The organism is Lentiprolixibacter aurantiacus, from assembly GCF_026241225.1.
Taxonomy (GTDB): Bacteria; Bacteroidota; Bacteroidia; order Flavobacteriales; family Flavobacteriaceae; genus Lentiprolixibacter; species Lentiprolixibacter aurantiacus.
This window is the reverse complement of sequence record NZ_JAPFQP010000004.1, coordinates 209662-233576: the sequence shown is the minus strand read 5'-3', so window position 1 is coordinate 233576 and position 23915 is coordinate 209662. Positions and strand designations below refer to the sequence as shown.

Genomic DNA, 23915 nt, shown 5'->3' with positions numbered 1-23915 from the left:
ATGGATCCAAAAATCAAAAAACTTCAAGAACGTATTGCCCTGGCCCATCTGGGGGGTGGTGAGAAACGAATTGCGAAGCAACACGCCAAGAAAAAACTTACGGCCAGAGAAAGGATAGATTATCTCCTGGATGAGGGATCCTTTGAAGAGATGGGTATACTGGTGACGCACCGGACTACGGATTTTGGGATGGAAAAGGAAGTGTATTTCGGAGATGGGGTAGTTACTGGGTATGGAACCATTGAGGGCCGTTTGGTTTACGTCTACGCCCAGGATTTTACCGTATTCGGAGGGGCATTATCTGAGACTCATGCCGAAAAGATCTGCAAGGTTATGGATCTTGCAATGAAGGTAGGCGCTCCGGTTATAGGCCTGAATGATTCCGGAGGGGCAAGGATACAGGAAGGAGTGAGGTCTCTTGGTGGCTATGCCGATATTTTTTACCGGAATGTTCAATCCTCAGGGGTGGTTCCACAAATATCCGCAATCATGGGACCATGTGCAGGTGGTGCGGTTTATTCCCCTGCCATGACAGATTTCACCATAATGGTTGAGGAAACCAGCTATATGTTCGTTACCGGGCCCAATGTTGTAAAAACGGTGACCAATGAAGAGGTGACCGCCGAAGAACTTGGAGGTGCCAGTACACATGCCGTAAAATCAGGTGTTGCACACCGGACGGCTGCCAATGATATAGCTTGTATGGAAGACATTAAAAAACTACTGAGTTATCTTCCTCAGAGCAACCGCGAGAAGCCAGCCAGACTTCCCTATGAATTGCATGATGAGGTTCGTGAGGAACTTACGGATGTTATTCCGGACAATCCCAACAAACCATATGATATGCACAATGTGATCAATGGTATCATTGACAAGGATTCATTTTATGAGATCCACGAGGACTATGCCGAGAATATCATTGTGGGATTTGCCCGACTGGCAGGAAGGAGCATTGGCATTATTGCCAACCAACCCATGTACCTGGCCGGGGTTTTAGGTGTAAACAGCTCTGTGAAGGCTGCTCGTTTTGTCAGGTTCTGTGACAGTTTCAATATTCCCATGCTGGTACTGGAAGATGTGCCCGGATTCCTGCCTGGAACAGACCAGGAATGGAACGGGATCATTGTTCACGGTTCAAAATTGCTGTATGCCTTCTGCGAAGCCACGGTGCCACGGGTAACTGTTATTACGCGAAAAGCATATGGAGGTGCTTATGATGTGATGAACTCCAAACATATTGGGGCCGATTTCAATTTCGCCTGGCCAACGGCCGAGATTGCTGTTATGGGGGCCAAGGGGGCCAGTGAGATCATTTTCCGGAAGGAGATTGCCAGTGCTGAGGATCCTGCTAAAAAACTGGCGGAAAAAGAAGCTGAGTATGCAGAAAAATTTGCAGATCCCTACAGTGCCGCACGAAGAGGTTTTATAGATGAGGTAATCCTCCCGAAGAATACCAGAAGGAAGTTGATCAAAGCCTTTAGCATGCTTGAAAATAAGGAAGTTGCTGCTCCCAAAAGAAAGCATGGAAATATCCCGCTGTAGCCGGTTTTGAAAAAAATGCAATTCGCTTAAGGATCACCAGATTCCTTTAACTGCATGTAATTCCATACGGTTAGCACAGACCTGAGATTTATCATGGCGTATTTCAATTCAAACGCCTTATTTGCAGTCTATGCAGGTAAAAACCAGATATCGCTACTGGCGCATGCGCCGGATCAAAGATCCCAGGCAACGCCTCTATGCCTCTCTGCTCATAACAGCAACAGGCATTCTCCTAATCCGTACCTGGCATATGGTAATGGAGGAGCAGAACTTTGAAATCCTTGTGGGTTGGGTATACGGCTTGCTTATATTGGAATTCATGCTTTCCATAGGCTGTTTGCTGGCGGCTTTGCGGTGGTTTGTCTTAAGCAAGTGGCAGTATGCAAGTACGGCTATGAAGTTAGGTGTATGGGCTGTTATGCTTCACGCGATTCGCGTAATTATCCTTGTTTCCGCACGTAATGACCTTTGGAAGAACTTTGATTTACTTCCTGAATACAGGCCTTCTTATACCATAGACCAGTTCTGGTTGTATTTTTCCATTGGTTTTGCTGTAGTGGCTTTAACTGGTGTCTACATCGTATGGAGGCTCTGGCTAAGGGTGAAAGGCAAGTACGATCATTTTTTCTAAAGGCTCCTAGAGGTATATCATTGCCTGCAGTATCAGATAGTTCGATTTGGTATCACCAAACACATCACTTTTGTACTCCAGTGTAAACTTGGAATGGTGGCCGCTTCTGTAGGCATTGATACCAATACCAATGGAATTTCTATTGTCGTCAACTGCATCGTAAGATTGCCATTCATAGCTTATATAGGGCTGGTACCTCCTCTTGGTCATATCTCCTTTGAAAACGTAACCGGCATGGGAGCAAAAAAAGTTGCCTGTGCCGTAGGGCCCAAAAAGGTAATTTTTTCCATAATCTGCTACCTGGTACAGGGCGTAGGCGGTAAGGGCGTTTCCCTTATCGCTTAATGGGGCATCATAAAAGGCATCCACCGCATATATAAATACATCTTCCCCGGCAAGTTCGGGCTGTAGAGTGGAACCGTTATCTATTACAGCTCCACCCGGATGAAGGAAAAAACCTGCTCCTATATTGAAGACCCTTTTTTCTCCCAGATAAGTACCTACTTTATAAGGCAAAAGATTGGATTCTTCATCAAAAATCTGGTAGTCGAAATATCCTGCAAAAGTTTTCCCAGCTTTTTTGGATCCAAGAAGTGAACGCCCCCTGTAAACCGCTTCGCCTCCCGCTACCGGATCGCGTTCATCCAGGCTTGAAACGGAAGCCTCGTTAATGGATACCCGGTATTGTAGTTTATTGAACCTTCCTTTGGCGAATATACCCACATGCCTTCCGAATTGATCGGAAAGTCCCAAAGTAGCCCAGGCCTGCCTGTGATTATCCAGCGTCATCATATTCAGGGTACTCTGGCTGTTTAGCCTTGATATTCCGTTGAAGTAGTGCAAACCACCACCAAGCGCATGGTTTTTGTTGAGGTTGTATTCAACCCAGGCCCCGTGAAAAAATAATTGTGAACCTTCCCCTTTTCCTGTTGGACTTATGGTATTACTGTTCAGGTTGTTTAATCCAAAATGAGTGACGATCAGGAAATTTCGATTCAGCTGGGAATATAGTAAAATCCGTGCCCTTCGCAGGTTAAAACTCAGGTTGCTGTTTTGGTTACCATTGACATCAAAAGTATCTTCAGTATTGTAAACCGCCTGTCCCTGCACCCAGGATATTATACGAATGTATTTGGAGCCATCTTCACTAAGTTCAAATTTGAATCCTCCCTCATAATTAGGGAAACCCTGTGCGATAATTGCCTGACCAATACAAATTAAAAATCCTGTCAGGAAAAGGGCAGCTTTTCTGGTTGACATCATATTTTGTAACTGTTGTGAATGCCTGGGGAACAGGCTCATATTCAGTACAAAATTGGGACTATAAGTTGTAGAATTTTATGACAGAAATCATAGTACGGAAATATTCATACTGGCCTGTATTACTAGGCTGGATAATAAATTACACCGCCAGTGCTGTCCCTTTCTGCACCTGTCACCGAGGAGAGGATATTGATCTCGTTTTCCATTCTCATCACACCCATGAGTCCAAAAACCAGAGCTTCTTTGTAGTCTACCAAAGTTGCGTCCGGAACAACAACCTCAGCGTTGCCTGAAAGCTTTTCAGACAGTTGTCCGATCAAAAATTTGTTATGCGCGCCTCCGCCGGTAACCAGCAGTGTACGGCCCTTATTTTGGCCGAAGATTCGCACCTGATCGGCTACCTGACTGGTAATATGTTCCACGGCTGTGCATAACTGGTTTTCCAGGCTGTCCGGGTATTGCTCCAGTAAGGGCACCAGATCATTCAGGAACCATTCATAGCCTGTCGACTTAGGAAAAGGAAGCCGGTAATACTCCACGTTATTCAGGGCATCCAATAAGGGTTCATTAATTGTTCCCTTTGCGGCAAGGGCACCACCCTCGTCGAACAAAAACCCTGATTTCTGGCAGATGTGGTTGAGCATCATATTGGCCACCCCAATGTCGTAAGCGATCCGCTTTCCCTTGTGGTGAAGGGAAATATTGCTTATTCCCCCGAGGTTGAGGCAGAAAGTATAATCTCCAAATAGTTCCTGGTCTCCTATGGGTACCAGGGGAGCCCCCTGGCCACCCAGGGCCACGTCGTTTGATCTGAAATCGCAAACCGTTTGGAGGCCGCAGGCGTTTGCCAAGTGCTGACCGGAACCAAGTTGCCAGGAAACGCCTTTATGAGGCTGGTGATGTGAAGTATGGCCATGGCTGGAAACAAAATCAACATCCAGCCCCTCCTCAGCGATAAAGCTCCGTACCTGCTGACCCAGCCAGGTACCGTATTCATTATGGAGGCAGGTATGTTCCAGTGCGGGGAGTGTGATAGCCAGTTTAAGGACTTCCCTTCGCTCTCTTTCGTAGGCAACCTGCCGTGTTTTTTTAATTTCAAATGTCCAGCGCGAATCTGACTTCGCAAAGTGGCAATATGCCATATCCAGGCCATCCAGGGAAGTGCCGGACATCAGGGCTAAGACCTTATGCTTTTTCATTACTGTCGCATTTGAGTTTTACGGGAAGTTTGCCTGGAGCTTTACACCTGCCCGTCAAATATTCTAACGCAATGTGCTGGAATTCATCAAAATGCTGATATGCAATCAGGACTTTTTGATTCGGATTCAATTCCAGGAGGTTCAAAAAGTAAGGATTTCCAAATAAACATATGGTCACGTTGGCAAACTTTAGCAGGTCATTGATGAACGAGATCGTATGTTCTGAAAATCCAAAATTGCCCGCTGGTTTAACCAGTGGAGGATTTAGGGACAGAAGTATTGTGTCTTCCGGACTCAACTGTCCCGGGGCTATTTCAGGATTTTGGCGGTCTACAATTATTTCCCTTAGTCTCCCTGTTTCCCTGAGTTTATTGAACAGGAGATCATTACCAGCAGAGCCTAATTGAATTCCGGTAACTGCTATTTCATTCTGCGCAAAGAGGTGGGAATCCGGCCCCATTTGAGTAAGGCTTCTTCTGGCAATTTCCAGGTTGAGGGAATGCGGGTTGGTCAATTCCGATTTATCCGAACCATTTATCGGAATGCTCCTGGATTTCAATCGCCATATACGCTGAAAACTTTCATCTATAGCGGCTTGATTCCCCTTTTCGCAGATCTTCTGAATACCTTCCACGGGGTTCTCCGAAAAGCAGAACAAGTCTATGCCAGCTTCGAAAGCACGGAATTCCAACTCCCCTTTTTCCTTGAACGATCTGGATACGGCGTGCATGTTAAGTGCATCTGAGACAACCACTCCGTCAAAACCCATATCTTTCCTGAGCACACCTTTGATTATTTTATCCGATAGGGTTGCCGGTAGATTTTGGTCTCTACTAAGTGCGGGCACGGCCAGGTGTCCGATCATTACAGAATCGACCCCGGAAGCGATAAGCTCTTTAAAGGGAAACAATTCATTTGCTTCCAGTTCTGCCCGGGATTTATCAATTAACGGGATTCCCAAATGCGAATCGGTGGCCGTATCTCCATGACCGGGAAAATGTTTGGCGCTGCTCAACACTCCCTGGCTTTGCATCCCTTTAGCAAATGCAATGGCGTAATCTGACACCTGTTTTTTGTCGCTGCCAAAGGATCTGTAGCCGATTACGGGATTGTCCGGGTTGTTGTTAATGTCGGCCACAGGCGCAAAATTCCAGTGAATTCCTGCTGCGCGGCAATCGGCCCCAACCTGGCTACCTGCCTGATAAACCAGTTTATTGGCATTGCGCATCGCCCCAAGGGTAAGGGCATAGGGATAACAGGGTGTGTTTTCAATGCGCATGGCAAGCCCCCATTCAGCATCTATGGCAATGAGCAAGGGAATTTGTGCTGCTTCCTGATAGCGTTTAATCAGGGATTTGAGGGTGGCAAAACTATCCTCGTTATAAGGGACTTCCTTTTTACCTTCATAATTAGTCGCCGCACTGGCCCTGCTGTGAAAAAAACATATACCACCAATACCACATTCCCGGATAAGCTCCTCCAATTTGAGGATTTCTTCTTCACTATCGTTTATGAAAGCAGCAGGCATAAAGAGTTGACCAACCTTTTGCTGCAGGCTGAGCTGTGCAGCTGCTTCATCAGAAAAATCAAATGAACTATTCATCAGAAGCCCCTTTTTTTCCGTAATCCGCCGGGTAATCAATAAACTTTAGCAATATAATGGAAGGTAGTGCTGCAATAACCACCCATATAAAAAACCCATCGTACCCCAGCCATTCCTGAACGTACCCGCTAATGAGCCCGGGCAGCATCATCCCAAGGGCCATAAATCCTGTGGCCAGGGCATAATGGGAAGTCTTTGAGGCCCCTTCCGCAATATAAATCAGGTACACCATGAAACCCGCAATGGCAAAACCGTATCCGAATTGTTCAAGCACTACGGTAGTAACAACCGCAGCTATATGAGAGGTGTTGCTTATGGCCAGGAAGGCGTAGAAGGCATTAGGTATATTTAGGGATAACACCATCGGGAACATCCACCTTTTCAGGCCGTGGCGGGAAATCAGGACACCTCCCAGTATACCTCCAACGGTAAGCATGATAACCCCGATAGTTCCATAGATAGTACCCACTTCAGCAGTTGAATATCCCAACCCGCCAACTTCAGGATCGTCCAGCAGGAATGGGGAAGCCATTTTCACAAGCTGGGATTCCCCCAGCCGGAAAAATAAGATGAAGGTAAGTGCCATACCCATTCCCTTTTTACTGAAAAACGTCCTGAATACCTCCAGGAAACCTTTGGGCTTTTCCAGGTTGATGTCTGAAGAACTTTCGTATTTGGGTGTTGCAAAAAAGTTAGCCGCCGTTAGCATAAACATCAAAAGTGCTGCTGCAAGCATGGTTACGGACCAGGCTCTGGTATTGTCCCCGTAGTGGTTTTCCAGAAATCCGGCCAGGATAACCAGTAAGCCCTGCCCTGTAACGTTTGCAAGCTTGTAAAAGGTGCTCCTTACCCCTACAAAGAAGGACTGTTTTTCCTGGGTAAGCCCTATCATGTAGTAGCCGTCAGAAGCAATATCATTGGTTGCTGAAGCAAAAGCCGCCATCCAGAAACAAGCCAGGGTGGTGATGAAAAAAATGTTGGTGGGGAGGGTAAGACCTATCCCAAGGAAGGAGAGGGAAACCAGCAATTGCATGAGCAGGAACCAGTTGCGTTTGGTACTCAGCAGGTCAAGAAAGGGGCTCCACAAGGGTTTGATCACCCAGGGCAGGTAAAGCCAGCTGGTGTAAAGGCCAATATCGGCATTGCTGATACCCAGTTTCTTATACATGATCACTGAAACCGTAACCACCATGACATAGGGCAGTCCCTGGGTAAAATAGAGTATGGGAACCCACGCCCACGCCCACTTATTTTTTTGTATCATAGAGGTCAGGTTTATTTTCGGTTGATTTTCAAGGGTTTGGTTTTTTGACGGAATTTATCGGTAAAGACCAGTTCCAGATTTTTCATTCCCCTAAGGTCTCTGGCAGGAACACGAAATGAACTAAGTTCTCCTAAATATATCTTTTTCCCGCGATATCTTTTCTTTTTTCCAGTACCGGTAACCCCCGGACTGCGGATTTCGACAAATTGGTACCGCAATTCGGTATCGGTAAGGGTAAAATAGAGGTAGTCCCGGGTTTCCTTAAGAACTATACCTGGCCTTTTAAGGGAGGATTCGACTGTCTGCTCAAGGGGTGGCGGAAAGACAGGTTTGTTATAGATCTGATTGCGGAGTATACGAACTACATCGGTATTTTTCCGCATAAGAGAACGGGCACTAAAAAATATATTTCCTTTGATATTGCTGGTCTTCCTTCCCAGTATCAGTTGTTCCGGCAGCTCCGTCTTGTTGCTCCAGGCCTCATCCGGATTATTGCCGATTTTATAGGCCCCACTACCAATCAGCAGCGGTGTTTCGGGTACTGCCCCGGACCACCAGCTGAGTAGTTTTCGGTGGGCTGCAGGGGCGTAGTCCAGGCTCCAGTAGAGTTGCGGTGCCAGGTAATCGACCCAGCCATTGCGAGACCACTCCAGGGGATCTGCAAACAGGTCGTCAAAATTAGTTTGTCCGGCCCGGGTATCTGACCCCCTTGGGTCCTGAGATGCGTTTCGCCACACCCCAAATGGACTGATGCCAAATTGTACCCATGGCTTTAATTCTTTGATGGCAGCATGCGTATCACGAACAAGCATACTGATATTGCTTCTCCTCCAATCCTCAAGCGACTGGTCCTCAATGGCGTAGTTTTCATAGGCTATGGAATCTTCAAAAACTTCTCCCTGAATGCGATAGGGGTAAAAATAATCATCAAAATGAACCCCGTCAACGGGGTAGCGCGCTACTACTTCCCGGACTATATTTACCAGGTGCTCACGTACCTCTGGAAGGCCGGGGTTGTAATAATATTTTTTCCCGTATTTAACCATCCATTCCGGAAACTTGTAAAAGTCATGCGTAGTATCCAGCAACTCGGTCTTCATGTCAAATGTGGCCCGGTAGGGATTGAACCAGGCGTGGAATTCCATCCCGCGCTTATGGGTTTCATCAATCATCCATTTAAGCGGATCTGTAACCAGGTCTCCCGGGTCTCCTTCCTTTCCGGTAAGGTACCGTGACCATGGGGCTAACCTGGTTGCATACAAGGCGTCCCCTGCTGTTCTTACCTGCACAAAAACGGCGTTGAACTGCAGTTTGCTATAAAAATTGAGAATTTTTAGAAAGTCGGCTTGTTTTTTCCCCCAGGGATCTGCGGGGTGCTCCGGCCAGTCAATATTGGCTACCGTAGCCACCCAAACACCCCTGAATTCCTCTTTAGGTTGAGGAACAGGGGTCTTCAGGGTACTACATGCTATAAACACAGGCAGTAACAAGAGTAAAAAGAATCGGCCCATAGGCTGCCTGTCCTTTGTGTTTTAAACGCCAGGATATTTTATGCCTGCCAAATCACATAAAGTGGTATCTGACAAATCCTTCCATGGCTTCATATTCTGCCATACCAAGGTCATTGTATTTGCGTGCGGTTTCCGTGTTTCGTTGTTCCGCCCGCTGCCAGAATTCCCTTTCATCATTTCCAGGGAACATAGCACTGTCTTTCTGCGACTGGTGTTTAAAGATAGCGTTCTTTTTTCGTTCCATGTCCATGGGACCTATAGGTACAGCCATTTCCATATCGGCTATATCCCATTCCTGCCAGGCACCTCTGTAGAGCCAAACGTAGCAATCTTTAAGCCATTCAGCTCCTTCTTGCACGAGCCTGTCCAGTGCGCTGTAAATTACCTGAAGACATACCCGGTGTGTCCCGTGGGGGTCAGACAGGTCACCCGCGGCAAAGATCTGATTCGGTTTAATTTCCTGAAGCAGGTTGTAGGTGATCTCGATATCGGCCTCTGAATGCGGCTTCTTCTTCACCGTGCCTGTTTCATAGAAGGGAAGGTTAAGAAAGTGTGCATTGGATTCATCCACACCGCAATATCTGCAGGCTGCAAGTGCCTCACCTTTACGGATCAGTCCTTTGAAGTGCTGTATTTCAGGGCTATCTACATCTCCTGGTTTTTTCGAGTTCAGAAATTCCCGCACTTCCTGGAATTGTTTCTGCAATACTACATTATCTTCCTGCACATCGGTGGCAAAGTCCAGAAAACGAATCACTTCGTCATCAAAAACCGCAATATTACCTGAGGTCTGGTAGGCTACATGGACCTGATGCCCCTGGTCTACCAGCCGTAGCAAGGTTCCTCCCATGGAAATCACATCGTCATCCGGATGCGGGCTGAATATAAGGGATCGCTTGGGGTAGGGGTCCTTTCTTTCTGGCCTGCTGCTGTCGTCCGCATTAGGTTTGCCCCCAGGCCAGCCCGTTATGGTGGCCTGCAGTTGGTTAAACACCATGAGGTTGATGTGTTCTGCAGAACCTATCTCGGCAATCAGGTTACCCATCCCATATTCGTTGTAATCCTCATTGGTTAGTTTCAGGATGGCCTTGTCCAGTTTTTCGGACAACCAGAGTGTGGCTTTTTTGATCAGTTTTTCATTCCAGTCGCACTCAGAAACCAACCAGGGTGTATTTACGCGAACCAGGTCGGATGCGGCGGCATGGTCAACAATAAAATTGCAGTTTCCATGGTTTTGCAGGAATGTGGCGGGTACGGACTCTCGGATCTTACCTTCCACAGCTTGATGAATAACTTCTGATTTCCCTTCACCCCAGGCCATAAGGATAATCCTTTTGGCGGCCATGATGGTACCAACCCCCATGGTAATGGCCTTTACGGGTACGTTTTCCAATCCAAAGAAATCACTGGCGGCATCCAGGCGAGTTACCCGGTCCAGTCGTACCAGCCTGGTTTTACTGGTTAGAGAGGAGCCTGGCTCGTTAAAGCCGATATGACCGGTTCTTCCTATCCCAAGTACCTGTATATCAATTCCCCCGGCATCTTCTATCTTTTTTTCGTATGCGTCACAAAAATCGCGCACATCTTCCTTTTCCAGTGTTCCATCCGGGATATGCACATTTTCCTTTTTGATGTCGATATGGTCAAAGAGGTGCTCATTCATAAACCGGACATAGCTGTGTATGGAATCCGGTTCCATGGGATAGTACTCATCCAGGTTAAAGGTGATTACATTTTTAAAGCTAAGCCCTTCTTCCTGATGGAATTTTACCAGGAATTCGTAAACCTTGGTTGGGGTTGAGCCCGTTGCCAGACCCAGTACGGCATGTTTACCCTGCCTTTGCCTTTGCCTGATCAGTTCGGCAATTTCATTCGCAACATAAAAAGAAGCCTCATCAGAGTTGTCGTAAATGTTGGTTTTGATCTTTTCAAATTTCCTTGATTCCTCATCGATAGGGAAATTATTTACACTTGATTTAGTAAGCACTTCTGCCATTTTTAGTCCGATTTTAAATTCAGGACAAAAGTAGCACTTATTTCTGTATTATGCTGTTTTAATATTTAAAAACTGCAAATAATTGCAATAATTTAACCTTTATGTAATAAATAACGGTACAATACGGCATAAATGAAATTTCTATATCTTTGTACAAAATCCCAAAAAAAGCGGTAAGCATGCTCAAAGAAGAACGGCAGCGGGTAATCATGAATGAAGTAGACCTTCACAATAGGGTGCAATTGACGGATATAGCCGAAAAGCTGGAAGTATCTATTGATACGATCAGGCGTGACGTTAAGGAGCTCGATGCTGAGAATAAATTAAAAAAGGTCCACGGTGGTGCTGTTTCTCTTGGTTTTACCGGACTGGCCAATATGGACAACCGGGTGTATGCACAGCCTCAGAAAAAGCGAATTGCCGAAAAGGCCCTCGGATTACTAAAACGCAACCAGGTGGTCTTTATTGATGGGGGTACTACCTGCCTTGAATTGGCAAAGGCTATTCCGGATGATCTCAGCTTTACTTGTTTTACATTTAGTTTGCCGGTTGCAGTTTTGCTACTGTCCAAGCCTAAAATCCGAGTGATATTCCTGGGGGGAGAGCTTTCCCAGGAAGCACAGATAGCTACCGGGGCGGGGGTAGTACACCAGTTAAGCGAGGTGCGGTTCGATTACAGTTTTATCGGAACCGGATACGTGGATTCCCTGCATGGCCTTACGGAATTTGACTGGGACATTGTTCAGGTAAAAAAAGCGGTGGTTCAGGCTTCCAAAAAAACGGTACTTTTGTGTATCTCTGAAAAACTGAATTCCCAGCATCGGTATAAGACCTGTGATATCAATGCGATAAATACCATGATCACCGAGTTGGAACCTGAAAACAACCTGCTCAACCTTTTCCGAAACCAGGACATCCGTTTACTCTGATATGAAATTCAAGAAAATAACCGAATCTCCTTCGCTTTACGACCACCTGGAGAAGCTGGATACTGCAACCCTACTGGAATACATCAACCGGGAAGACCAGAAGGTTGCTCTTGCTGTATCCGGGGTGATCCCACAGATAACCAGGCTGGTGGATTTGCTCGAGGAGCGTTTTTACAAGGGTGGAAGGTTATTTTACATTGGAGCAGGGACCAGTGGTCGGCTGGGTATTTTGGATGCCTCTGAAATTCCACCCACATATGGCATGCCTCACGACCGGGTAATCGGACTTATTGCCGGCGGTGACGGAGCAATAAGAAAAGCTGTGGAATTTGCCGAAGATAATACAGAACAGGCATGGAAGGATCTGGAAGCCTATGATATCAGTACACTGGATACTGTTGTGGGGATAGCTGCATCGGGAACAACCCCCTACGTGCTAGGTGGGGTCAGGACTGCCCGAAGCAAGGGATTGCTGACAGCCGGAATTACGAACAACCCGGGATCTCCGCTAGCAGAGGCTGTTGAAATTCCAATTGAGATCAATGTGGGCCCGGAATTTATTACGGGTAGTACGCGCATGAAAAGCGGTACCTCCCAGAAACTGGCCCTGAATATGATCACCACGGCCCTGATGGTCCGAATAGGCCGGGTAAAAGGGAATAAAATGGTAAATATGCAGCTAAGCAACAACAAGCTGGTAGACCGGGGCACCAGGTATTTGATGGAAGGGCTTCAGCTTAACTATGACGAGGCACAGGCAGTTTTAAAACAATATGGTTCCGTAAAAAAAGCCCTGGATGCTTTAAAGAAAGACTAGCGAGGCCTCGTTTGGGCCACTTCTTCAACCGTGACGGGTTTATCCTGGTTGTTTCCCCAGGAATTCATAACAAAATTCATTACATCTGCTATCTCCTGATCCTCTAGTCCTAATGGCATCATGGTGTTATTGTACACTTCGCCATTCACGATGATCTCGCCTCGCTGTCCGTATTTTATCCCCCGAATGCTGGCCTCCCGGTTATTGGCCAGATAATCCGATTTGGCAAGAGGCGGAAAAGTGTAGGGAACACCCTCACCTTTTTCCATATGGCAGGTAACACAGAAATCCGAATAAATGGCTTTCCCTCGTTTGATGCTTTCCGTAAGTTCCTTGTCCTGCTGCAGGCAGAGTGCCAGTGCTGCAACACAAATCAAATACCCGAATAGAAAAGACTTCACGATTTTTTTAAAGATTTAAACCCACTGGAAAAAGGACTAGGATTCTGGAACAAGTCGGAAAATCCCCTTGCCTTCCACGGCCACGTAGATAAAACCGTCCAACCCTTGTTTTACGTTGCGTACGCGGCCTACATCCTCCATAAGTTTTTCCCTGTAAGTAACGCTGTCGCCATTAAGTTCGAGGCGTTCCAGGTACTGGAATGAAAGTGAGCCCACCAGCAGGTTGCCTTTCCAGGAAGGATAGCGGTCCGAAGTTACGAACTCCATGCCGCTGGGGGCAATTGAAGGGACCCAGTAGTGTATGGGCTGAGCCATGCCTTCCATTTCAGTTTTGTCAGTTATGGGCGTACCGCTGTAATTAATGCCATAGGTGATAACCGGCCAGCCATAGTTTACACCTGACTCAACAATATTGATCTCGTCTCCTCCCCTTGGACCGTGTTCATGTATCCAGATAGCTCCTGTTTCCGGATGCCTTGCTATTCCCTGTGGATTCCGGTTCCCATAGGTAAAAATGGCTGGCCTGGCCCCTGGTTCATTTACAAAGGGGTTGTCCGAAGGAATTCTGCCGTCATCGTGCAGCCGGTAAACCTTTCCGCCATCCCGGGTAATGTCCTGGGGATTTACGTCTCGTTCTCCCCGTTCACCGATAGTAAAATAGAGGTAGCCATTGGTGTCAAATTCTATCCTGGAGCCAAAATGCTGTCCTTTGGTGGTGTTGGGGGTTGCCTTGTACAGCACTTCCAGGTCCGTAAGGCTGTTCCCACTTAGCCTGGCGCGCGCTATAGCCGTATGTCCGCCCTTTTCGGTTCCTTCCTCAGAGGCATAGGAAAGGTAGATCCAGCCATTATTGGAATAGTCGGGATGAAGCCGGATATCCATAAGGCCTCCCTGTCCGCGATAGTATACCTCAGGAGTATTTTCAATTACTGTTTTCTGCCCGTCGCGGAAGAGGATGAGTTCCCCGGATTTCTCGGTGATTAGCATGCCTCCTTCCGGCAGGAATTCCATGCCCCAGGGAATCTGCAATTCAGGCACGAATAACTCAGCGGTGAAGTCTGTCTCCAGAGGTGTATTTATCTCATTGTCAACTTTCTGACCACAAGAGGAAATGGTAATTACAACGAAAAAACCGAGCAGGGCAATACTTTTTTTCATATTCGAACGTTAGATGAAATAATAATAAAGTAGGTTGAACTACACAAAATTAATTAGAAAATATAAGTTTAGATAATTACGCTTCAGAATATCCTGACCCCAAATCAAGCATATTCTTGCCATAACTCGAATTAACCTATGCTCCCAATAAAAAACAGGCATCTTCTGTATGCCGTGCTTTTGCTAGGGCTATCTATCATCGGAACTAGGGCCATAGCAAACACGAATGTTTACGATATTTTTTGGGCATCACTCAACACTGATTCCCCTGCAGAGCAAAAGGAATCAGATTCAGATGTAACAATAAGCACCGCTACCGAGGGCGAATATCTGTTCACTCAGGCACCTATGTTTATGACCATCATTCAGGGTGCCAATGAGGAGGTGGTATGTCCTAATGACGGAAGTACGCTTGCCAAGTTTTTTCTATGTGGTACCAGTGACATACGTGCCATTTCCCTCAGTGTTAGCGGTAGTTCTTATGAGTGGCAAAAGCTGGATTCCAATCGATGTGCCCCTTCTGTTATTGACGATTGTGCTAATACCGGAAACACCTGCTACGACACAGTAGGTACCGGATCAACCTACAACCTGGATTCTGCAGGAGAATTCCGGGTGAGGGTAGATGGCGGGCAGTATTATTATTTTAAAGCCACCCTAAACCCCCTAAACCCGCAGTTAATCAAGGAAGATATAATCTGTGGGAACCCGGGCCGGGTAGAAATTACCAATGTACCTGCCGGGTATGAGTATAGCCTGAACAGTCCTTCTGGGCCTTATCAGAATGACCCCTTTTTCGATGTAACCAATGCGGGGAATTACACGGTTTATGTGCGCTTGCAAAACGTTTCGGGCAGTGCCTGTCTCTTCCCCTCCAATACAGTAACCGTACAGGACCTGGACATCACTGTGGATGTGACGGCCAATGATATTCTTTGCAGCGGGGAATTGGGCAGTATAGATGTATCAGCATCCGGAGTCCCCGGATTTTTCACTTACCGGCTGATCAAAAACGGGGTTACGGTAGATACCTTTGGTCCCGATGCAGCCAGCAATTACACCTTTGCCAATGTAAGCCCCGGAATTTATACCGTCCGGGTAGAAACCAACAAGTGTAACGAGTTGATCACCCTGGATACCAATGGTGATCCCATTGAGATAGGTAACGGGATAAGTCCGCTTGCCGTTTCAGCTACCGCGACCGACAGTTTTGGCTGCGGGGCAGCATCTGTAGATGTCACCATTGAAACCTCCGGGGGTACGGCCCCTTATCGCTATAGCCTGGATGGAGGAGCTACTTTTAGTCCGCCTTATGGAGGAACCGACGTATTCACCGTAACATCAGCCGGGACATACAACATTCTAGTAGAAGATGCTAACGGATGTACCCGGACGGCTAATGTAGACGTCGAAGACCTTCCGCCTCCTGTATTTACGGTCACCGAGCTGGATGCTAATTGCGGGGGTGTTAACGATGGCAGTATTGTAGTCAATGTAACCAACGGATTTGGATACAACCTGGAATTCAGTATTGATAATGGTGTTAATTATCAAACCGGAAACGTTTTTACCGGACTGGCTCCGGGGAGCTACAACGTGGTTATTCGTTACCAGCAGGATAGTTTTAGCTGCACCACTCCGTCTACCAGTGCAACTGTTGGGACGCCTTCTACTATTTCCGGTACGGCTAATGCGGACAGCGTACCCAGCTGTTTAGATGAAACAGGCGGACAAATAACCATCTATGGAGTTTCCGGGGGTACGGCTCCTTATGATTACAGTATTGGTGCCGGATTTAGCGCCACAACTGTATTTACCAATCTTGGCGTAGGAACCTACACCCCACAGATTCGGGACGCCAACGGCTGCGTGCAGACCCTGGCGCCGATTGTTTTCAACCCGCTGGATAAGCCTACAGACCTCGACTTTACCATTTCCAGTATTGACTGTATTACTACTACAGCCACTGTTACGGTCGCCGTTACTGACGGAACAGCTCCCTTTACTTATGAAATAATAGCACCTGCAGCAAGTGTCATTAATAATGGAAATAACAATGTATTCACAGGCCTAGGACTGGGTACATATACTTTTCGGGTTACGGATACAGAGGGCTGTTCGTATGACGAAAGCTATGCGATTACCGATATCAGCTCTATTTCAGTGCAGGCACAGCAAACCAAAGTTGTGACCTGTGTTGGTGACAGCGATGGTGAAGGGCGTTTCCTGGTTGATGGCTTTGATACCACCTACAGTTATAGTATAGATGGCGGTCCCCTGAATACCGGCGAAACCTCAGGAATAATCCCCCTTACCGGGCTTTCCGCGGGTAGCTATGTGATTACAGTTACCGATGAAGATACTAATTGTACTGATACAGCCACCCTGGTGATAGAAGAGCCGGCTGTAGCCCTTGCCATAAGCAACCTGAACGTTACCCCAATGAACTGCCAGAATGGGAATATTGGAAATGTTACTGTAAATACCGTTGGGGGATGGGGAGGTAACCGCTATGAATTAATTCAGCCCAATGGTGTTTCACGCGGACCTAAAAACGGAAATACATTTTCTAACCTCTCTCAGGACGGGCTATACCAGGTAATTGTGACCGATAACAACGGCTGTACGGTTACGGATACTTTTACGCTAACCTCACTTGCGTCCCCTGCGATCAGCCTGGATGCTGTGGCATCGGATTTCTGTTATGATAATGTAGATGCTGCTACCCTGGCAGTCAATGCTGCAGGCGGATTGCCTCCGTATCAATATCGGATTAATGGGGGACCACTGGTAGGCAGCAGTAGTTTTGCAGGGCTTACCCCTGATACATACACCATAGAAGTTGTGGATGCAAATGATTGCCGTGATGATATCACCCTTGTCATTGAACCGGAAATCTCAGCAACTGCCACTACAATTCAGGAGCTTACCTGCGGGGGCCCTGACGCACAAATACGCGTAAACATAAGTAACGGATATCCCTCAGGCGGAGATTATGATTACTATGAAGTAAGCATTGACGGAGCACCATATACTACTGGTAATTTCAATATTACCGGCAATTCTTTCATTTACTCCATTCCTAACAATGGTACTATTACTACCGATACAACCTTCCAGTTCGAGGTCTACGACAGCGAAGGCTGTATGACAGTGACTAATGTGGTAACCATATCACCTACGGAAGCCATAGCAGGAGCTGCGGTTCCTACAAATACCACATGTGGTGATGACAATGGTATCATTGAGCTGGTACCAGACACTAATTTTGGCGTTCCTCCCTACGAGTTCAGTATCGATAACGGGGCTACGTTCAGCACACAAAATATTTATTCCGGATTTCCTCCGGGTACCCACAGCACCTTTATGATTCGGGATAGTCGTGGATGTACCACACCACTGCTTTCAGCTACTGTTGCAGCCAGTACACCAATTGATGCTACCATTGCCGTAACCGATGCCGTCTGTGGGGCCGGTACAGTAGAAGGTATAATTGATGTAACCGCTGTGGCTAATGGCACGGCCGATTACACCTACACGGTTCTGGATATCAATGGAAATCCAGTTGCCACTGCAGGACCAACAGCCAGTACTACGGCCAATTTTCCGAACCTGGTCCCTGGGACTTACACGGTGGTCACCCAGGATGCTTCCGGTTGTGAAGACCGGGACACGGTTACCATTTCACAGAATCAGCTGGATTTAATCCCTGTATCGACCACAACGCCAGCAGATTGTACTTCGGCATTTACCTATATCGTGGATATTGTAGGTGGAACGCCTCCGTACCAGATTGGACTTCTGGGAGGACCGCTTGGACCGCCTAATGTCGATGCGGACACACATGATTTCACAGGACAAATTACCTACGGGGTTACCTTTTTTGTTGAGGTAATTGATGCACTGGGTTGTCGTTATATTGAACAAATCGATCCCATACCCGGTCCCAATCCGCTGAATGTGGCTGCTACGGCTACATCGGCTTCCTGTGCGCCGGGAGGTAACGGTCAGATCGACTATCAGGTAACCGGAGTTGGTTCACCTACAGATATAATTGTGTCTCTCCAAGATACTAACACCGGGGCTATAGTGGTTGGCCCCACAACATTGAATAATGTTACCATTCCTTATAACGGTTCATTTTCTGCACTACCTCCGGGCAACTATCAGGTAATAGTTCAGGATATTCCCACCAGTTGTAGGGCCAGTGACCTTGTAGACATTATCCAGGACATTCCCGCTATTGTTGTAGATAGCAATGTCCCGGCCACCTGTAATGTGGGAGCTCTGGTGACCGTAAGAGGAAATGGGGGAACACCTGGTTACGAATTTGCATACGTGCCCACAGGGGATCCGGCACCAACTACTTATAGCACTGATACAACATTTGAGATTGCCGGACCTTACCCGGAAGATTACGATTTCTATGTGCGCGACAGCAATGGCTGTGTAAACTTTACTACGGTAACTGTTACTGAAGCTGTAGGTGTACCTGACCCCACCGTAAACGTAATAAACCAATGTACGGCTGTTGCGAACTACGATATTTTTGTAACCTCTCCTTTAACTTCCGGACCCGAACCAGAGAATACCTTTGAATATGACATAGGGGGTGGCTTCCAGTCAAGTCCTAATTTCACAGTCCCTAACCCCGGAGACTACACCATTGTGGTCCGGGATGGAAACGGATGTACCAATACCGTTGTGGCAAGGGTTTTTGATTTTTTTGCGATTACAGCAAGTGCTACTTCCGAGCCTACCTGTAATGCCGGTGATGGCGTAATAACGGTGAACACCACGGGTGGTAGCGGTAATTTCCGCTTCGACCTGGATGATGGGATCAATCCTACAGTTACCCAGATCAATGATCCGGTCTTTATCAATCTGCCTCCGGGGAATTATTCCATACTGGTTACGGATCTGGACTCCAACACGGTTCCGCTGTGTACGGATACCGCTGTGGTAGACGTTACTGTAGTTAATAACCCGGTAATAGCGGCAACACCCAAAGGTGATATCACCTGTAATGGGGCCAATGATGGCTACATAGATGTGGAGCTCCTGCCCGGATCGGATACAGACAGTCCATTTAGCTATATACTCTATGATGGAGGAACGCCTACAGTCGTCCGGCCTGCACAGGGATCTTCCCTGTTCGACAATCTTGCTCCCGGCACATATCAGGTTGAGGTGATCTCAGATCGCGGATGTACGGTCCGTTCAGGGGATGTCGATATTATTGAACCCAGCCCGCTGCAGATCGCCACAACAGCCACTACGTTTACCTGTGACCCGAACAGCAACCGTTTCAATACAGCCACCATTACCGTGTATACGGACACAAATGGTGATGGTACCGGAACGGATACCGGAACAGGACCCTATACCTACAGCATGAACGACGGTACCCCTCAATTTGACGGGACTAACTTCCAGACCAGCAACACCTTTGAAATTATTGATAATGGGGGTACCCAGAATATTATCATTACGGCCCGCGATCAGAACGGTTGTGAGATCATTGATAGCGTTACCCTTAATCCACCTTCAGATCTGACGTTTAGTTTTAACGTGAACCCAATAACATGTGATGTAACCGGATTTGGTGTAAATCCGGGAACCATTGAGATCATTATTAATGAGGGTCCTGGAAACTACGATGTGGAGATATTGCCGCTTGGCTCGCAGGCCCCGCAAAATTCCGGAGGTACGGATAGAGTAAGCTGGGCAATCGATACGCCTGGGGACTATATCTTCGCCGTTACGGATATTGGAAATGGCGGTTGTAGCTACCTGACCCCTATAGTAAATGTGCCGGAATACAACACGATTGATGCCGTAATTGCCGAGGTAAGCCCTGTAACCTGTTTCGGTGGCAATGACGGAGAAATCAGCATACAGGTAAACAATTACGCCGGGGCCTATAACTATGAGGTATTCTCCAGGGATAATGCCGGGGTGGAGACATCCACTGGAGAAAGCGGGACCTTTGATACTACTGTACCCGGACAAAATCCCGCGATAATTGGGAACCTGCCTGCCGGTAACCTGGTTGTAAGGGTAGAGGCCCTTGATACACCTTTCTGCGATACTTCCAGTAATGTGGCTACTGTGCGACAACCAGACCGCGGCCTTACAGTGGCCCTGCAGCAAACCTCGGAGGTTACCTGTGCCACGCCCGGACTTGGTGAAATATTCGCTACCGGCGATGGCGGCTGGGGAGGTTATGAATACCAGCTGATTGCTCCGGATGGTGTTACCATTATCCAGGATTTCCCGGATACGAATAATACGTTCAGCGGTCTGTCTGACGGGACCTATACCGTAAATATCCGCGATGCGGAAGGCTGTGTTAATACTAATACAATCAATCTGGCTTTACCAGCACCAATATTTGCCAATATTCGAATTACCAATCCATTAGCCTGTAATAATGACAATGACGGGGTAATTGAAGCTTATGATATGAGTGGCGGACAGGGAGCAGGAAATTACCTCTTCCAGTTAAACCGATTGTCCGAGGGCACTAACAGCGGATTGCAGACCAGTCCTACTTTCGCAAACCTGTCTGCAGGGGATTATACCATAACAGTCTTCGATGGCTGGGATTGTAGTTTTACAACTGTACCTATTACCATTACAGACCCCGAGATCGTTATCGCCGAACTGGTGGAATTGCAACCTCCGGGATGCGGGGACGTGGGTGTTATGGAATTAACGGTAACCAATCCGGAACCGGGGGTAAGTTATTTTTATCGCAGGTCCGGAACAGCAGATCCGTTCCTGCCTTTTGATAATGCTGATCCATTAGCGACTTCTGTACAGATTACGGAAAATATTACCATAGATCCGGGACCATTCCAGTACGACGTGCAAAATTCCAACGGATGTCCATTTGAGAAATCTAACCAGATATCCCTGGACCCTGCCGCACCGCTGGTTATCTCTTTAGACCTGACCAATGCAACTATAAATTGTGCAGGCGAGGCAACAGGTATCATCCGTTCAGAAGCCTTCGGGGGAATTGGAAACTATTTCTATACGCTGTTGAATTCAGATACTCCGCCTAATCCCACTGCAACCAATACGGTCAGGAGTGCCCAGAGTTCTGGTATTTTCAGGGATCTGGGACCGGGAACCTACTGGGTATACGCCCAGAGTGGGGGATGTGAGGCCATATCTACGCCTATTACCATTACGGATCCTCCGCCGCTTGTACTGGATTACGTGGAGGCCGTTCCTGTGAGTTGTTTTGGAGATACGGATGGTCAATTGATCATTGAGGCCAGCGGGGGTACTGGTGTGATCCGATACTCCATCGCAGACCAGCTGAGTGAATTCTTTGAAGGGGATGATCCAATGTTCCCTAACAGGAAAACATTCACCGACCTGGCCCCAAGGAGCTATGAGGTAATTATTCAGGACGATCTGGGTTGTACCATCACACAGACCATTACCATAACGGAACCAACCGAATTGGTAGCAGGGATAGCAGATTCTACCCCGGAAACATGTCTGGGGGATACGGATGGAACGGTAACCTTACAGGTCAATGGAGGAACCCCTCCTTATGAATTTGCTGTGAATTCGTCAGATCCGGCAGATTTTGCTCCTAATCCTTCTCAGTTCTTTGATGGGCTGACAGGAGGTGATACCTACGTCATTTTTGTAAGGGATTCACAGGGATGCGAAACCAATGTAATTGTACCTGTTGGAATTGGGGTAGACTTGATGCCGGAAGCCCTGGTAACCTATGGGTGCGAGGGTATATTCCCAAATAATTCCGTGGAAGTGGTAGTACAGGATACCAGTCAGTACCCCTTGCTCCTTTATGCGCTTGATCCTATGGACCCTACTGACGCTATTACTGCCCAGGCCGGTGATGTAAGGCAATGGGGTGATCTGGCTGCCGGTGATCATACGGTGTACATTTACCACCAGAATGGTTGTACTACCTCCGTAGACTTTACCATAGACGCCTACGATCCGTTGACCCTGGAAGTGGTCAAAACAGCGGCCAATGAAATTACGGCGACTGCTACAGGGGGTTACGGAGGATACGAATACTTCTTCAACAGTGTTTCCTATGGTAGTGACAATGTGTATACCAGCAATCAGGATGAAACCGTAACGGTGCGCGTGGTAGACCTGCAGGGTTGTGAAGCGGTAATGTCCTTTCCTTTTGATTTTACCGGTATGCTGGATATACCCAACTTTTTCACTCCGGATGGGGATAACAATAATGATTTCTGGTTTCCCAGGAACCGCGATTTCTTCCCGAATATTGAAGTTATAATTTATGACCGATACGGCAGGGTAGTGGCCCGATTGGACCAGGTTTCCAAATGGGATGGTAATTATGACGGCAAACCAGTTCCTACAGGAGATTACTGGTATGTGGTAAACGCCAATGATAAGGAAAAACAACAGTATGTGGGACATTTCACCCTATACCGTTAAAAATATAATTCGATGTTATGCTAGGCAAAAGGGGCTGCAATTTGGGGGTAGCCCTTTTTCTTTGGTCATAACCAACTGTCTCTACTGAGTTATCATTAACATTTATTAGGATAAACCCCCTTAAATCAATAAATATCTTAATAAAAACGTTAATAGTTGTTAAAAATTTGAATAATTCATAATTTTTACTATATTAAAGTATGTTGAAAAACAAAACATACCACTTCAAAGACAACGCCTTCTAAGGTCGTTCCATTACTCGGGAAGAAAGTTCCCTAGAATCTAACTTTTATTTAAAATCTGATTAAAAAGCAAAATGCTTTTAAATCACTATTACTAATCTAAAAACCGAATATTTTGGAAAATACGAAGACACTGAATAAGACAATTGACAAAAAGACTATTAAGGATAAGACCTACAAAAAACTGGGATTCACCTATCTGGATACCGCCGATATAGTAGTGCGTTTAAAGAAAGTACTGGCCAATTACCAGGTACATTATCATAAGTTGAGAAAATACCATTGGAATGTAGAAGGGCCGGATTTCTTTGAATTGCATGAGGAGTTTGAAAAGGACTACAAGGACGTCATGCAGAAAACTGATGAAATCGCAGAGCGAATCCGCGTATTTGGACTCAAGCCGATGATGAATATGAAAGACAGTATCGAATTATCCAATATCAAGGAAACGAAAAAGGAGCTGTCCGGCATCGCCATGGTGAGGGAAATACTCTCGGATTATGAAATCATTCATGACGACTTGCTGGCAGCCCTGAAAGTGTCCCTGGATACCGGAGATTCTGCTACCGAATTGATGCTCAACCGGTTTATTGCCGACCTGGAGAAGCGGAACTGGATGTACACTTCATGGTGCAAATAAAAAGCAGGTTGAGTTAACTGAATTTTAATCGAAATAATTTAATGCTATGGAAAGGAAATTTGAAAGGTCAAAGACCAAAGCAAAGCCCACGAATTTTGGGAAAATAAACCAGAATACTAGGGATTTCGGCCTGGATGCTGATACCATAAAAGAGCAGCAGGAGAAAGATTGATTTTCAACCTGTTCCTTCAAACAAAAAGGGTTCTCATTTTGAGAACCCTTTTTTATTTATTATAAAGCAGGGAGCTACGTATTTACA

Annotated in this window: 15 protein-coding genes; 7 read left to right on the top strand and 8 right to left on the bottom strand. The window is 46.7% G+C overall.

Features of this window, described 5'->3' with window-relative positions; all coding sequences use genetic code 11:
• Nucleotides 1-1542 carry an acyl-CoA carboxylase subunit beta gene (locus OO016_RS12355; protein WP_266014479.1) on the top strand — a complete coding sequence of 514 codons (1542 nt, stop codon included), beginning with the start codon at nucleotides 1-3 and terminating at the stop codon, nucleotides 1540-1542.
• 130 nt (nucleotides 1543-1672) lie between these two features.
• The gene (locus OO016_RS12350) at nucleotides 1673-2173 is read left to right on the top strand and encodes a hypothetical protein (protein WP_266014476.1); all 501 of its coding nucleotides are present in this window, start codon (nucleotides 1673-1675) and stop codon (nucleotides 2171-2173) included.
• A gap of 6 nt (nucleotides 2174-2179) precedes the next feature.
• On the opposite strand, the gene OO016_RS12345 is transcribed toward OO016_RS12350, so the two are convergent.
• The 6 genes from OO016_RS12345 to nagB form a co-directional block, all read right to left on the bottom strand.
• Entirely contained in the window at nucleotides 2180-3433 is a 1254-nt protein-coding gene (locus tag OO016_RS12345) for a hypothetical protein (protein ID WP_266014473.1), read from the bottom strand.
• Nucleotides 3434-3558: 125 nt separating this feature from the next.
• Entirely contained in the window at nucleotides 3559-4635 is a 1077-nt protein-coding gene (locus OO016_RS12340) for an anhydro-N-acetylmuramic acid kinase (RefSeq protein WP_266014470.1), read from the bottom strand.
• Complete coding sequence (locus OO016_RS12335; protein ID WP_266014467.1) at nucleotides 4622-6238, bottom strand: glycoside hydrolase family 3 protein; 1617 nt, start codon at nucleotides 6236-6238, stop codon at nucleotides 4622-4624. The genes OO016_RS12340 and OO016_RS12335 overlap by 14 nt, the downstream gene beginning before the upstream one ends.
• The gene (locus tag OO016_RS12330; protein WP_266014464.1) at nucleotides 6231-7502 is read right to left on the bottom strand and encodes an MFS transporter; all 1272 of its coding nucleotides are present in this window, start codon (nucleotides 7500-7502) and stop codon (nucleotides 6231-6233) included. Before OO016_RS12330 ends, OO016_RS12335 begins: the two co-directional genes overlap by 8 nt.
• A gap of 11 nt (nucleotides 7503-7513) precedes the next feature.
• Nucleotides 7514-9013 carry a glycoside hydrolase family 10-like protein gene (locus OO016_RS12325; protein ID WP_266014461.1) on the bottom strand — a complete coding sequence of 500 codons (1500 nt, stop codon included), beginning with the start codon at nucleotides 9011-9013 and terminating at the stop codon, nucleotides 7514-7516.
• A gap of 52 nt (nucleotides 9014-9065) precedes the next feature.
• A complete protein-coding gene (gene nagB / locus OO016_RS12320; RefSeq protein ID WP_266014458.1) occupies nucleotides 9066-11009 on the bottom strand; it encodes a glucosamine-6-phosphate deaminase in 1944 nt (647 codons plus the stop codon).
• 179 nt (nucleotides 11010-11188) lie between these two features.
• On the opposite strand from nagB, the gene OO016_RS12315 reads away from it, so the two are divergent.
• Entirely contained in the window at nucleotides 11189-11938 is a 750-nt protein-coding gene (locus tag OO016_RS12315) for a DeoR/GlpR family DNA-binding transcription regulator (protein WP_266014455.1), read from the top strand.
• A 1-nt stretch (nucleotide 11939) separates the two neighbouring features.
• Entirely contained in the window at nucleotides 11940-12755 is an 816-nt protein-coding gene (gene murQ, locus OO016_RS12310) for an N-acetylmuramic acid 6-phosphate etherase (protein ID WP_266014451.1), read from the top strand.
• On the opposite strand, the gene OO016_RS12305 is transcribed toward murQ, so the two are convergent.
• Together OO016_RS12305 and OO016_RS12300 are read right to left on the bottom strand one after the other, a co-directional pair.
• Nucleotides 12752-13156 carry a c-type cytochrome gene (locus OO016_RS12305; RefSeq protein WP_266014448.1) on the bottom strand — a complete coding sequence of 135 codons (405 nt, stop codon included), beginning with the start codon at nucleotides 13154-13156 and terminating at the stop codon, nucleotides 12752-12754. The genes murQ and OO016_RS12305 overlap by 4 nt on opposite strands.
• A 36-nt stretch (nucleotides 13157-13192) precedes the next feature.
• Nucleotides 13193-14314: a PQQ-dependent sugar dehydrogenase gene (locus OO016_RS12300; protein ID WP_266014445.1), complete on the bottom strand. Its 1122-nt coding sequence runs from the start codon at nucleotides 14312-14314 to the stop codon at nucleotides 13193-13195.
• 138 nt (nucleotides 14315-14452) lie between these two features.
• On the opposite strand from OO016_RS12300, the gene OO016_RS12295 reads away from it, so the two are divergent.
• The 3 genes from OO016_RS12295 to OO016_RS12285 all read left to right on the top strand — a co-directional run bounded on the left by OO016_RS12295 (nucleotide 14453) and on the right by OO016_RS12285 (nucleotide 23828).
• Entirely contained in the window at nucleotides 14453-22774 is an 8322-nt protein-coding gene (locus tag OO016_RS12295; protein ID WP_266014442.1) for a T9SS type B sorting domain-containing protein, read from the top strand.
• Between the two features lie 357 nt (nucleotides 22775-23131).
• Nucleotides 23132-23656 carry a Dps family protein gene (locus OO016_RS12290; RefSeq protein WP_266014439.1) on the top strand — a complete coding sequence of 175 codons (525 nt, stop codon included), beginning with the start codon at nucleotides 23132-23134 and terminating at the stop codon, nucleotides 23654-23656.
• A gap of 46 nt (nucleotides 23657-23702) precedes the next feature.
• Entirely contained in the window at nucleotides 23703-23828 is a 126-nt protein-coding gene (locus tag OO016_RS12285; RefSeq protein WP_266014436.1) for a hypothetical protein, read from the top strand.
• Nucleotides 23829-23915: the final 87 nt, after the last annotated feature.